Raw genomic sequence first — 13,279 nt, 5'->3', positions numbered from 1 at the left:
AAATCATTCAACAGCGCGTAACGGACCCCCGACAGTGGACTCACGGATGATGAGCTCAAGTGGAAGTTCATAACGTTCTTTGGACAGAGCTTTTTGAGAATGGATCTTTTCCAATAGGACATGAACAGCTTTCTGAGCCATTTGTTCAATGGGCTGTTCGACTGTAGAGATCGTAGGATCCATAATCCTTGAGATCACTTGGTTATCAAAGCCGATGACAGACAACTCTTCAGGTACCTTTACGCCGTATTCACGGGCCCCGGTGATGATGCCGGCTGCCACTTCGTCACTTCCTGTGAACACAGCGGTCGGTGGGTCTTTCATTTTATGAATCTCTTTGAACACTTCCATGCCGTTCTCAATCGTATAGGCTTGGTAAAATCCGCAAGATTCCTGGAAAGTTAAGCCCCGTTCAGCTAAAGCTTTTTCGAAGCCAACTTTCCTATGGTTCGCCACCATACTCTTATAACCACCTGAACAGTAGGCAAGTTTGGTATGACCCAGGCGCAATAAATGTTTCGTTGCGATGTATCCACCATGAATTTGGTCGAGCTTGATGATCGGAATTTCCGCCGATTCATCAAATTCGTTACACATGATCAATGGACCGTAAGCTAAGTATTCTGCAATGTCTTCCCATTCGTTTTCGAGCGAAGCGAGAATGATGCCATCCACCTGCTTCGTCTTCAATAATTCCAAGTGCCCAAGTTCTGTTTCTTTGGAGTACATCGTCTGGCAGATCAACAGCTGGTATCCCTGTTGATTGGCCGCTACTTCCATGGATTCCACCAGTTGGCCGAAGAATGGGTTCATCAATCTCGGGACAATGACGGCAATCATCTTTGTTTTTTTGTTCCGAAGGCTTCTCGCTGAGGAGTTCGGAACATACCCAAGCGTTTCCATGGCTTCGTAAACGCGCTGCTTCTTTTCTTTCGAAACATGGGGGTAATGATTGATTACACGTGACACGGTCGACTTCGATAACCCGGCCAATTCGGCTACATCATCAATGGTTACCACTATCAAACCTCCTCTCTCTTCATTCCACTATTGAAATCGTTTTCAAAAATGATGAAATAAAAAAGTGCTGAATCGTGAAGAGACGTAATGACGTTTGATGAAAACGTTTTCAATAACTTAAGTAAAAGTATAGGGTATGAAGAGTCAAATATCAATGGGGATTTGATAAAATTCTGAAAACTTTTTGTATATACACGTTACAACGCAAAAAAATGAACCTATATACCTACATGATCTTTTGGATTTGATGATGAATTTCGAGTGTATATATTGTCGGTATAAGTTGGTAAGTAAAAAGTCGTGAATCTTTAAGCAAAAAAACCGCTCTTTCTAAAGCGGTTTTTCAAAATAGACGAGATCTCTTCCTTGAATCCCGTTCTCATAAAAAGGGTGAGGATAAGAGTCGAAAAATCCTTTTCGAATGAATGAGAACCGAAAGCCTGCCTTTTGATAAAAAATGATATTCTCTATGCTGCAATTCGCTGTTCCAACAATGAGTTTAGATGCTTCAGTACTTTGGAGGCAGCCGGTCAGTTTATGAATCGCTTGTTTTCCTAGTCCCTTGCCGCGAGCGTTCTCCTTCAGCGCAATGTTTTTAATTTCGGCCTCATCAGGGTGAGGGTACGTGATTAAGCAAGCGCCTACTACGTTTCCTTCATCATGAAAGGCGAAGGCGTCTCCTTGATGAAGGTAGGAACGTACAACTGCTTCACTCTCATCCGCCATGAGAAAGAGCTCCAGGTAATCTTCCCGGTTGTCGATGGGGTGGATCGTTACTGAATGTGCCAATGAATGTCACTCCTATTTAGAAGGCTATTATAGATTCAACGTGAATATGGTACCATAGACGTAGTGTGATGATTTCTGAAATGGTCGTTTTTTCAGAAAAAAAGGAGACGTGAACAAAATGGAACAACACGAGAACGTGTACGACTTAATTGGTGTAGGAATCGGACCTTTCAATTTAGGTCTTGCTGCATTATTGGATGAAGTGGAAGATGTCGAGTCTTTATTCTTCGAACAGAATACGAAGTTCGACTGGCACCCAGGCATGCTGATTGAAGGAACGAAAATGCAGGTTCCATTCATTGCGGATTTAGTTACTATGGCAGATCCGACTAATAAGTATAGTTTTTTGAATTATATTAGTAAGAATGACCGAATGTATCAATTCTATTTCCTACAAAGACTGGATATTCCGCGCCGGGAGTACAATGATTACTGCCAGTGGGTCTCAAGACAGTTGGATAGTTGTCAGTTCGGAACGCGTGTAACCGGCATTCGTCCTGTTCGAGATAACGAACAATATTATGAAGTGACGGTTATGGATGTGGAAACAGAAGAAGTGAAGGAGTACCGGGCCAAGAATTTGGTGATGGGAACAGGAAGCAAGCCGGTCATGCCGAAGTCCTTCCAAGGATTTCCTGAAGATGAAGTGCTCCATACCGCAGACTTCTTAGCCAATCAGGACAAGTGCCGCAATGCCGGTTCTGTCACAGTCGTCGGCTCCGGTCAAAGTGCTGCCGAAACCTTCCGGGAGTTAATGAAGGAACAGCGCGACGGGGAGTTCCGACTGGATTGGATTACGCGCTCTGCAAGCTTTGAGTCGATGGAGGAGTCGAAGCTGAGTCTTGAGCACTTCTCACCGGACTATGTGAATTACTTCTATCAGCTCCCTCAAGCAAGGAAGGATGAGATTTTCGCGACACAGGGTCTGTATTACAAAGGCATCAGCAACCATACGGTCAATGATATCTACAACCTTCTCTATGAGTATTCGGTTGCCAGGGAAGAATTGAATGTGGGTCTTCAGGTTCTAAGTGAAGTCCGTGACCTCAGGAAAAAAGCAGACGGACGTTATGAAGTCGAGTGCTACCACTGGCAGAAGCATGAGACGTTCGTCCATGAGACGGATATGGTCATTGCAGCAACAGGCTATAAGCCGCACGTACCGGACTTTGTCCACGACTTGTCCGATTTTCTTGAGTGGGACGAGCATGGTCGTTACAAAGTCACCGCAGATTACCGTCTGAAGAAACAGGAAGAGAAAGCTGGAGAAATTTACGTGCACAGCGGCATCTCGCATACGCACGGAGTAGGATCGACGAATCTCGGGCTTTCTGTTCATCGAAACAAAGTGATCATCAACCACCTTGCCGGACGTGAAGTTTATCCGATGAGCGAAAAAACAATATTCCAATCGTTTGATGCATAAAAAAAAGGGTGGCTTCGGCCGCTCTTTTTTTGTTGAGATTTTTCCCTTAAAATTCCTCGTTATGATATTTTTGTTTCTATATATAAACGATGTTTTTTGAGCTTTCTGTCGAATCGAATGGGATTGTGTAAACATTGCCCGAAAAGAGCGGATATCGGTTGACATCTTCCACTATAAGGTTAATAATATTGTAAATATACAACTAAAATCATAAATATACATAGAGGTGAACGTAGATTGATAGCAGGAATTGTAGGTGCAACCGGGTATGGCGGAATGGAACTGTTTCGGCTTCTGTCGACCCATCCACAAATTAAAAACATCCAATTATATTCTTCTTCTCAAGCAGGAGAAGATTTTGAAACGATTTATCCTCAGCTGGAGTCCAACAAGAGGCACACGCTTCGTGATTTAGAAGCGGAAGTGATGAAAGAGGAGTGCGACGTGATTTTCCTCGCTACACCAGCGGGTGTCTCGAGCCGTTTGACTCCGGATCTCCAAGGTGGAAAAGCGAAAGTTATCGATTTATCCGGTGATTTGCGCTTGAAAAACCCTGATGAATACAAAGAATGGTACAAAAAGGACGCAGCCCCGACTGGCGTTCTCGAGACGGCTGTATATGGCTTGCCGGAGTGGAATCAGGAAGCAATCAAGCAGACAGACGTCATCGCGAATCCCGGCTGTTATCCAACGGCTACGCTGCTTGGGCTCGGACCTGTGATTCAGGGGCAGCTTGCGGAGCGGAGTTCGGTCATCATTGACGCGAAATCCGGTGTTTCCGGGGCAGGTAAGAACCCGAATCCCCTTACGCACTTTGCGCATGCACAGGAAAATTTTCAAATTTATAAAGTGAATCAGCACCAGCATATTCCTGAGATTGAACAACAGCTGGAGCAGTGGGATGGCTCTACGGAACCCGTCACATTTTCCACACATCTCGTACCTATGACAAGGGGCATCATGGCTACGATTTACTTTACACTGAAGGAAGATTTAAGCACGGAGGAGTTATTGGCGCGTTACCGCGACCATTATGCAGCGCATCCTTTTGTCAGGATCAGAGAAGCAGGGCAATTCCCGTGCACAAAAGATGTGTATCAGTCGAATTACTGTGATATCGGCCTGACCATCGACCGACGAACAAAGCGTGTAACGGTCGTGTCAGTCATTGATAATTTAATGAAAGGAGCCGCCAGTCAAGCGGTTCAAAATATGAATCTAGTTTTCGGTATAGAAGAAACAGCAGGTCTGCCTGAGCGACCTGTTTACCCATAACTTAAGAAAGGGAGAGTTGGATTGATTCAAACAATAAAGCAATTTCAAGTGGAAAAAGTGGATGGAGGAACACTCTTAACCCCTAAAGGATTCAAAGCTGGAGGTGTGCATAGTGGATTGCGTTACAAGAAACGTGATTTCGGATTGTTGATGAGTGACGAGCCGGCATCAGTTGCGGCCGTGTACACGCAAAGCCACTTCCAGGCACCGCCTTTGAAAGTTACCCAGGAGAGTATTCGTCAGGAAAACAAAATACAAGGGGTCGTTATCAACAGTGCTGTGGCTAATGCCTGTACTGGGAAACAGGGACTTGAAAATGCTTATGAAACGAGACGGATGATTGCGAATCGATACCAGATCCCCGAATCCTACGTGGCGGTTGCTTCTACTGGAGTAATCGGAGAACAGCTCCCAATGGACAAAATTACACTAGGGTGCGAAGAAGTAGAAGTGTCCGCTACAGGAGCAGAAGATTTTCAAGAAGCCATTCTAACGACAGATACGTGTCAAAAGCACACCTGCTACCAGCTGCAGATCGATGGAGAGACGGTCTCAATTGGTGGAGCAGCGAAGGGCTCAGGTATGATTCACCCGAACATGGCAACGATGCTTGGTTTCCTTACAACCGATGCAAACATCGACTCGTCTGCCCTTCAGCTTGCCTTAAGCCAGTCGATTGACCGCTCGTTCAACCAAATTACCGTGGATGGTGAAACATCGACGAATGATATGGTCCTTGCCTTAGCTAACGGCAGTGCCAAGCACGAACCTTTGAATGAGGATCACCCGGAATGGGAGAAGTTCAAATACAGTCTGCAACTCGTATGTGAAGACTTGGCGAAGCAGATCGCCCGTGATGGAGAGGGCGCGACGAAGCTGATCGAAGTGAACGTTTCCGGCGCCGGTTCGAATGAGGATGCCAGAATCATTGCGAAAAAAGTCGTCGGTTCAAGCCTTGTGAAGACGGCCGTGTACGGTCACGATGCGAACTGGGGACGAATTGTCGGTGCAATCGGACACAGTGATGCCAAAGTGGACCCGGAAGGATGCGACATCTTCATTGAAGGCCAACTCGTATTCAGTGAAGGGACGCCTTGCGCTTTTTCAGAGGAACAGGCGACAGAGGATATGAGTAAAGAGAAAGTCGTCATTGAAATCCGCCTTCATGAAGGGGACGGAGAAGGAACCGCATGGGGGTGTGACTTAACGTATGACTATGTCAAAATCAACGCCAGCTACCGGACTTGATAAGCCGGCCATCGTCATCAAATTAGGTGGCAGTATGGTCGAGCAGTTATCCGATGAATTTTATAACAGCTTTCATGAATTAAAGAAGCATTATCATTGTTTAATCGTGCACGGTGGTGGACCGGCGATTACCGGACTGCTTGAGAAGCTGCAGATCAAAGGCGAGTTCCATGACGGTCTTCGCAAAACGAATGCCGAAACGCTGGAAGTCGTGGAAATGACCCTTGGAGGGAAAGTGAACAGTCAAATTACGTCACGGTTATCCTCCGTCGGCATCTCATCGATTGGAATCAAGGGGTCGGATGCCAACCTGATTACCGCAACGATGCTCGATGAAGAGCGATTCGGGTTTGTCGGCGAAACGCAGCACGTCGATACGACCATCATCGAACAGTGCCTCCAATTCGGGTACACCCCCGTCATTGCACCATTAGGGAAAACCGGAGAGGGACAGACCGTCAACATTAACGCCGACCTCGCAGCTTCTGCAATCGCAAAAGCTGTGGGAGCGGAGAAGTTGCTTTTTGTAACGGATGTTCCGGGGATTCTTCGTGATGATGAGCTGATTGAAGAAACGACGCCTGAAGAGATTCATTCCCTTATCGATGTCGGGGTTATTTACGGAGGAATGATTCCGAAAGTCCAATCGGCCATGGAGGTTCTCTCTGATCATATGCAGGAAGTCATGATTGTCAGTGGTGAGCGTCCACTTATACAAAATGAACAGATGCTTGGAACGAAAATCGTAATCAAACGAAAGGAGGGTGTGGAATGAGTTTATTTCCAACATATAACCGATTCCCCCTTACCATCATTTCTGGACAAGGAACGAAAGTGAAGGACGACCAAGGAAAAGAGTATTTGGACTTTGTTTCAGGAATTGCGGTGTGCAACCTTGGACACCGCCCGCCTGAAGTGCAGTCCGCTATTCAGAAACAGCTCGATGAAGTATGGCATGTTTCAAACTTGTATGAAATCCCGGAACAAGAACGAGCGGCCGGGCTTCTAACCGAAGCGACGAACCTCGATTACGTATTTTTCTGTAACAGCGGAGCGGAAGCCAACGAAGCGGCGATCAAGCTGGCACGTAAGCATACGCAGAAAGAAAAAATCGTAACCTTCAAGCAGTCGTTCCACGGTCGTACATTCGCAACAATGAGCGCGACAGGCCAAGAGAAAATTCAACAAGGGTTCGGAACCCTGCTTCCGACATTCGAATACCTGCCATTCAATGATGAAGCGGCTGTTGAACAGCTGGAAGGCGACGACGTGGCGGCTGTCATGGTAGAAGTCGTTCAAGGGGAAGGCGGCGTTGTTCCTGGAACAGAAGCCTTTCTTAAAGCCGTCGAGCAGAAGTGTAAAGAGCTCGGCGCCCTCATGATCATTGACGAAGTGCAGACCGGAATCGGACGAACGGGCACTCCTTTCGCCCACCAGCTCTATGATCTCGACCCAGATATCGTGACATCTGCCAAAGGGCTCGGGAGCGGCTTTCCTGTAGGAGCCATGCTCGGGAAAGAAAAGCTGGTAGACGCCTTTTCTGCAGGCTCCCACGGTACGACATTCGGCGGGAATCCTCTTGCATCCGCAGCCGTATGCGCAACGCTTGAGACGATCTTTGATGAAGCTTTCCTAGAGGGAGTGAAAGAAAAGGGAGAATACTTGCGTAACCAACTCGAAGACGAACTCCTTTCCCTTCCGATGGTGAAGGAAGTACGAGGAAAAGGGCTTATGCTGGGAATCGTTCTAGACGAAGAGGCGATTCCGCTAGTGCATAAACTTCGTGAGAACGGATTACTTGCCGTTGTGGCAGGTCCAAAGGTTCTCCGCCTGCTTCCGCCATTGAATGTCAGCGAAGAAGAAATGAATAAAGCGGTATCGATCATGCAGCACGTCCTGCACGAGCAGAGCCGTTTGCAGAATGTATAAAAACTGTATGATATACAGGACTTGAGAGTGGTGTTCCGGCACCGCTCTCTTTTTCGTGAGCGATACTTTTAAGACTTGGAGAGAGTTTAGTTGTTTTATAATCGCCGTTCTGGAGCTTGAAGAAGTTGGGTACGTCGATAAAACATGTATAATCGCCGTTTTGGAGTTTATCGAAGGCGGAAACGTCGATCAAACAGATATAATCGCCGTTTTGGAGCTTGCTGAAGCTGGAAACGTCGATAAAACGGATATAATCACCGTTTCGCAAGCTTTATGAAGCTGAAATGTCGATAAAGCCCCCCTCTTCCTCTCCTAAAGAGTACGCAGCACAATCACAGCCTCTATCAACGCCCGAATAAAAACCATATTATCTATTATTCTGGCAACCTAAAAAAAGTGGTGAAAATTCATCACTTTTTTTACTTGCAACTGGTTGTATAAAAATTCATAATATATTATAATTATTCACACATAAAGGGAGTGGTGATGTGAAAGGATATCTATGTTTACAAGATGGTAAGACGTTTCAAGGCGACGCCTCTCAGAATTGGGAACAGCCTGTTCAAGGCGAGATCGTCTTTTTTACAGGGATGACCGGTTACCAGGAAGTATTGACCGATCCCTCATATAAGGATCAAATTGTTGTATTCACTTATCCGTTAATCGGAAATTATGGGATTAATGAAGTAGATGGAGAGAGTCAGGAAATCCAGGTGAGCGGCGTTGTCATGTTCCATTGTTCCGAGAGCACGAGTCACTACTTAGCGACAAGCTCTTTGAAAGATTACTTAAATCAGCATGAAGTGCCCTTCATAACAGGGATCGATACCAGGGAGATTACGAAAGCGATCCGTGCTGGTGGATCGCATCAGGCGATTTTGAGTTCGCAGAAAGAGAATGAGATCCTACCGAGCGAATCCGGACAGATGCACAAGGTGGAAGGGCAGGAAATCGAGTCTTACGGGACTGGAGATCTGCATATCGTACTCATTGATTTCGGATGGAAAAAGTCCATTCTCCATGCACTGCTTGGCAACAACACGAAAGTAACCGTCATACCGTTTACGAAGCTCAACGAATTTCAGGCGAAGAACGTTCACGCCGTCGTGCTTTCCAATGGACCGGGGGACCCGACCGATGCCGAGCCGTACCTGCCGCAAATTAAGAAGCTGATCGACAAGCACCCGACTTTCGGAATCTGCATGGGACACCAAGTCATTGCACTTGCCTATGGAGCTGAAACGGAGAAGCTGCCGTTCGGGCACCGAGGGGCGAACCACCCTGTGAAGGATGTTGAGACAGGGAAGGTCTTCATGTCTTCGCAAAACCACAATTACGTCGTGAAGAGTTCGAGTCTCGAAGGAACGCCGCTTGCGATGCGCTTTTACAACGTGAATGACGGAACCGTCGAAGGATTGACGCATAAAGAGCATGCGATCCTGACTGCACAGTTCCACCCGGAGGCGCACCCGGGACCCGCCGATGCAGAATGGTTATTCGATGACTTTTTCAAAATGATACAAAGCAAGAAGGAGGAGGGCGTGTATGTCTAAGAAAATTCTCGTAATTGGATCCGGACCCATCGTGATTGGGCAGGCAGCAGAGTTTGACTACTCAGGAACACAAGGGTGTCTCGCCCTTCGTGAGGAAGGACATCACGTCGTGCTGGTCAACCCGAACCCCGCGACCATCATGACCGACCACACCATTGCCGATGAGGTGTACAGTGAACCTTTAACACTGGAGAGCGTGACAGCTATTATCAATAAAGAACGTCCTGACGGTCTTCTAGCCGGGCTAGGAGGACAAACGGCCTTGAACCTCGCCGTCGAACTGGAGAGAGCGGGTGTATTGAAGCAATATGAGGTCGAACTGTTAGGTACGACTGTCGATTCGATTCAAAAAGGGGAGGATCGCCAGCTGTTCCGAGAGCTGATGGACGAACTGGGGGAGCCGGTTCCTGAGAGTGAAGTGATTACAACAGTGGATAGTGCCGTGTCCTTCGCGAAGAAAGTCGGTTTTCCTGTCATCAGCCGTCCTGCCTATACGCTTGGCGGACGCGGCGGCGGTATTGCCCATAATGAGTCGGATTTGAAAGAGCTGACGGAAAACGGGTTGAAGGCGAGCCCGATTCAGCAGGTCATCATGGAAAAAAGCATAGCCGGATTCAAAGAGATCGAATATGAAATCATGCGTGATCAAAACGGGACGTGCATCTCGGTTTGTAACATGGAGAACGTCGATCCTGTCGGCGTGCATACAGGGGATTCGATCGTCGTAGCCCCTTCTCAAACACTGACGGACAGCGAGTATCAAATGCTTAGATCGGCTTCCTTTAAAATCGTTTCCGCTCTTGAAGTCATCGGTGGATGTAACGTCCAGCTTGCTCTTGACCCGGACAGTCAGCAGTATTACGTCATTGAAGTCAACCCGAGAGTCAGTCGTTCTTCTGCTCTTGCATCCAAAGCGACGGGCTATCCGATTGCGAAGATGGCAACGAAAATCGCTTTAGGGTACTCGCTCGACGAGCTCCTTAATCCATTGACGGGGCATACGTATGCAAGCTTTGAGCCCGCTCTTGATTACGTCGTCGTTAAATTCCCTCGTTGGCCATTCGATAAGTTTCCGGAAGCGGACCGCACACTGGGGACGAAGATGAAGGCGACCGGAGAAGTCATGGCAATCGACCGTATGCTGGAGGCCGCTTTCCAAAAGGCGATCCAGTGTCTCGACACGAAGCAGCCGGTCATCAACGATATTGAAGAGCACTTATTGAAGCCGACAGACCTGCGCTTTTTTGCCATCATGGAAGCCTTCAGAAGAGGCTATACGCTTGAATGGCTGCATGAACAAACGAAGGTCGATGAATTTTTCTTACAAGCGATCAAACAAATCATCGATATTGAACAATCGCTTCAAACGGAGTGTCTGAATGAAGAGCTTCTTAAGCGTGCGAAGTGGTTCGGTTTCTCTGACCTGCAGATTGCTAAGCTGTCTGGAAAACCAGAATCCGAAGTGAAAGAATGGCGCGACGAATATGACGTGAAGCCGAACTTCAAGGTCGTGGACACGTGCGCGGCAGAATTCGAAGCAGAGACCAACTATGTGTACCGCACTTATACAGGAATCAATGAAGTCGCTCCTTTGAAAGAAAATAAAAAAGCTCTCATCATCGGTTCCGGCCCGATTCGGATCGGGCAGGGTGTCGAGTTCGATTACAGTGCTGTGAAAGCGATCGAGAGCTTGAAAGCACTCGGCTGGACGACCATCATGTTGAACAACAACCCGGAGACGGTGAGTACAGATTATGAAACAGCCGATCGTCTTTATTTTGAGCCGATCACGAAAGAGGTTATTGAAGATATCGTGACGCATGAGAGCGTGGACCTCGTGTTTACAGCCTTCGGAGGTCAGACGGCCATTAATATGGCTGAAAAATTGGAGCAGGCCGGTCTTCCGATTGCCGGGGTCAGCTCGGATGTGCTGGATGCGCTTGAGGATCGTGACCGTTTCTATGGATCTCTGGATGCGCTCCATATCCCTCACGTGGCGGGGCAGACATGTGTAAGTGAACAAGAAGCGTTGAAGGTCGCGGATCAATATGAGTATCCGCTGTTATGCCGTCCTTCCTATGTCATTGGCGGACAGGGCATGGTGAAAGTGAACAACAAGGCAGAATTGCTCCAGGCACTGGAAGGCATGGAGGATCACCATTATCCGGTCATCCTGGATCCGTTCGTCGTTGGAAAAGAAATCGAAGTCGATCTCGTTGGAGATGGAGAGAATGTCTTCATTCCAGGATTGATGGAGCACATTGAACCAGCTGGTGTACACTCTGGTGACAGCATGTCTGTTTTCCCGGCACAGCTTCCAAGTGACATCGAGGCTAAAGTGAAGCAGTACAGCTCTCAGATCGTCCAGAACTTCAACTATAAAGGCATCATGAACATCCAATTCCTTTGGAAGGGCGAAGATGTTTACGTGCTTGAGGTGAACCCACGTGCCAGCCGAACGGTACCGATCGTCAGTAAAGTGTCGACGAGTGCTCTCGTTGATCTAGCGGTACAAGTCGTAACGGAAGGACTCGACCTGAAGGAGATCGAACAGCCTGTCATTGAACAAGTGGCGGTGAAGTATCCATTGTTCTCCTCACATGCGCTGCCGGAACTCGATCAGACACTCGGTGCGAATATGAAGTCGACGGGTGAGGGTATGTGTATCGGCAATACGGTAGGAGAGGCTCTTGCGAAAGTATTCTCACACCTACCTGACTTGAACGAAGAACCAGAAGCGGCCTTCATCGACATCGAGTCCGATACGAAAGGCTCGACCCTGCCGTTCAAAGAATGGGTGCAGACGAAGGAAGCAAGTGTTTACGTCAATGACCAGAAGACACCGGAAGCAAAAGAAAAGCGCGTACAGGCGTTGAAATATGGCATGACCGTATTCAGTGAAAAGACGACGTTCCAGGCTTATGTAGATTCAATCGCTTATAAGAAAGCTTCGCCCGTCGTCCTGCCAAAACCGAACCTACAAGGAGTGGAAAGCGTATGAACCTGCTCGAACAGATGACGTCCACAAGTACAGATTTACAAGGGAAAGACCTATTAAGCTGGTTGAATTATTCTCAAGCTGATGTCTCCCAGCTACTAGCTCAAGCGCAATACTTGAAGGAGAATCCACACTCTTCCTTTTTAGCTGGAAAAACGCTCGCTATGATCTTTGAAAAGTCATCAACCCGTACGCGTGTATCGTTCGAAGCCGGCATGGTCCAGATGGGAGGGCATGCGCTCTACTTGAACACCAAGGACATTCAAATCGGCCGTGGCGAGTCGATTTCAGATACAGCTCAAGTTTTATCTGGGTATGTCGATGCGATCATGTTCCGTACGACCTCTCATGAGAAACTACAAGAGCTCGCGGAACATGCTTCGGTCCCTGTCATCAACGGGCTTTGTGATGTGTACCACCCTTGCCAGGCGTTGGCCGACGTCTTTACGATTCTAGAGCAGAAAGGACGTCTGCATGGCTTGAAAATCGTTTATGTCGGTGACGGTAACAATGTGGCACACTCCTTAATGATTATAAGTGCCATGATGGGGATGGAAGTCGTCGTCGCCACTCCGGAAGGCTATGAACCCGCACCGGACGTTGTGGCCCAGGCCGAAAAGCTTGCTTTACAGTATGAAGGTTCTGTGACCATCAGCCATGACCCCCATAAGGCGGCAGAGGGAGCCGATGTCATTTATACAGATGTCTGGGCATCGATGGGGCAGGAGGAAGAGCAGGAGGAACGGAGGAAAGCTTTCCAAGGCTTCCAAGTCAATCAAAGCGTCATGAATCAAGCCAAAGATGATGCGATGTTCCTACACTGCCTGCCCGCACACCGCGAGGAGGAGGTCACTGCCGAAGTCATTGACGGCCCGCAATCCTACGTTTTCCAACAAGCAGAAAATCGTATGCATGTGCAGAAAGCCATTCTTCAGGCCCTGATCGGATATCGTTAAAAAGTACCAGCATAATGTTATCCATCTGAAAAGTAGGATAGTGAAGGGTATCTTTTCAAAAAAGAATCTGTTCTAATTTTGTCGA

Annotated in this window: 11 protein-coding genes; 9 read left to right on the top strand and 2 right to left on the bottom strand. The window is 47.6% G+C overall.

The window, feature by feature from the left end:
* Positions 1 to 3 precede the first annotated feature (3 nt).
* Both LCM20_RS11605 and LCM20_RS11600 read right to left on the bottom strand, forming a co-directional pair.
* Entirely contained in the window at positions 4 to 1,020 is a 1,017-nt protein-coding gene (locus LCM20_RS11605; protein WP_225195621.1) for a LacI family DNA-binding transcriptional regulator, read from the bottom strand.
* Positions 1,021 to 1,350: 330 nt separating this feature from the next.
* Positions 1,351 to 1,809, bottom strand: coding sequence for a GNAT family N-acetyltransferase (locus tag LCM20_RS11600; protein ID WP_225195620.1), 459 nt, complete (start codon positions 1,807 to 1,809; stop codon positions 1,351 to 1,353).
* 118 nt (positions 1,810 to 1,927) lie between these two features.
* Between LCM20_RS11600 and LCM20_RS11595 the strand changes: the two genes are divergently transcribed.
* The 9 genes from LCM20_RS11595 (at position 1,928) to argF (ending at position 13,194) form a co-directional block, all read left to right on the top strand.
* Entirely contained in the window at positions 1,928 to 3,235 is a 1,308-nt protein-coding gene (locus LCM20_RS11595) for a lysine N(6)-hydroxylase/L-ornithine N(5)-oxygenase family protein (protein ID WP_225195619.1), read from the top strand.
* Positions 3,236 to 3,472: 237 nt separating this feature from the next.
* Positions 3,473 to 4,510 carry an N-acetyl-gamma-glutamyl-phosphate reductase gene (argC, locus tag LCM20_RS11590; RefSeq protein ID WP_225195618.1) on the top strand — a complete coding sequence of 346 codons (1,038 nt, stop codon included), beginning with the start codon at positions 3,473 to 3,475 and terminating at the stop codon, positions 4,508 to 4,510.
* 21 nt (positions 4,511 to 4,531) lie between these two features.
* Entirely contained in the window at positions 4,532 to 5,758 is a 1,227-nt protein-coding gene (gene argJ, locus LCM20_RS11585; RefSeq protein ID WP_225195617.1) for a bifunctional ornithine acetyltransferase/N-acetylglutamate synthase, read from the top strand.
* Positions 5,727 to 6,533: an acetylglutamate kinase gene (gene argB / locus LCM20_RS11580; RefSeq protein WP_225195616.1), complete on the top strand. Its 807-nt coding sequence runs from the start codon at positions 5,727 to 5,729 to the stop codon at positions 6,531 to 6,533. Before argJ ends, argB begins: the two co-directional genes overlap by 32 nt.
* Positions 6,530 to 7,687 (top strand): acetylornithine transaminase, encoded by a 1,158-nt coding sequence (locus tag LCM20_RS11575; RefSeq protein ID WP_225195615.1) that lies wholly within the window; start codon positions 6,530 to 6,532, stop codon positions 7,685 to 7,687. The genes argB and LCM20_RS11575 overlap by 4 nt, the downstream gene beginning before the upstream one ends.
* 55 nt (positions 7,688 to 7,742) lie before the next feature.
* Positions 7,743 to 7,964 (top strand): hypothetical protein, encoded by a 222-nt coding sequence (locus LCM20_RS11570; RefSeq protein WP_225195614.1) that lies wholly within the window; start codon positions 7,743 to 7,745, stop codon positions 7,962 to 7,964.
* Between the two features lie 211 nt (positions 7,965 to 8,175).
* Complete coding sequence (locus tag LCM20_RS11565; RefSeq protein ID WP_225195613.1) at positions 8,176 to 9,240, top strand: carbamoyl phosphate synthase small subunit; 1,065 nt, start codon at positions 8,176 to 8,178, stop codon at positions 9,238 to 9,240.
* Positions 9,233 to 12,241, top strand: coding sequence for a carbamoyl-phosphate synthase (glutamine-hydrolyzing) large subunit (gene carB / locus LCM20_RS11560; RefSeq protein ID WP_225195612.1), 3,009 nt, complete (start codon positions 9,233 to 9,235; stop codon positions 12,239 to 12,241). Before LCM20_RS11565 ends, carB begins: the two co-directional genes overlap by 8 nt.
* On the top strand, positions 12,238 to 13,194 hold the full coding sequence (argF, locus tag LCM20_RS11555) for an ornithine carbamoyltransferase (protein WP_225195611.1): 957 nt from the start codon (positions 12,238 to 12,240) through the stop codon (positions 13,192 to 13,194). The genes carB and argF overlap by 4 nt, the downstream gene beginning before the upstream one ends.
* Positions 13,195 to 13,279: the final 85 nt, after the last annotated feature.

This window comes from Halobacillus litoralis (assembly GCF_020171725.1).
Taxonomy (GTDB): Bacteria; Bacillota; Bacilli; order Bacillales; family Halobacillaceae; genus Halobacillus; species Halobacillus litoralis_F.
Note: the sequence above shows the minus strand (reverse complement) of the source record. Positions and strands in the feature narration are given on the sequence as shown.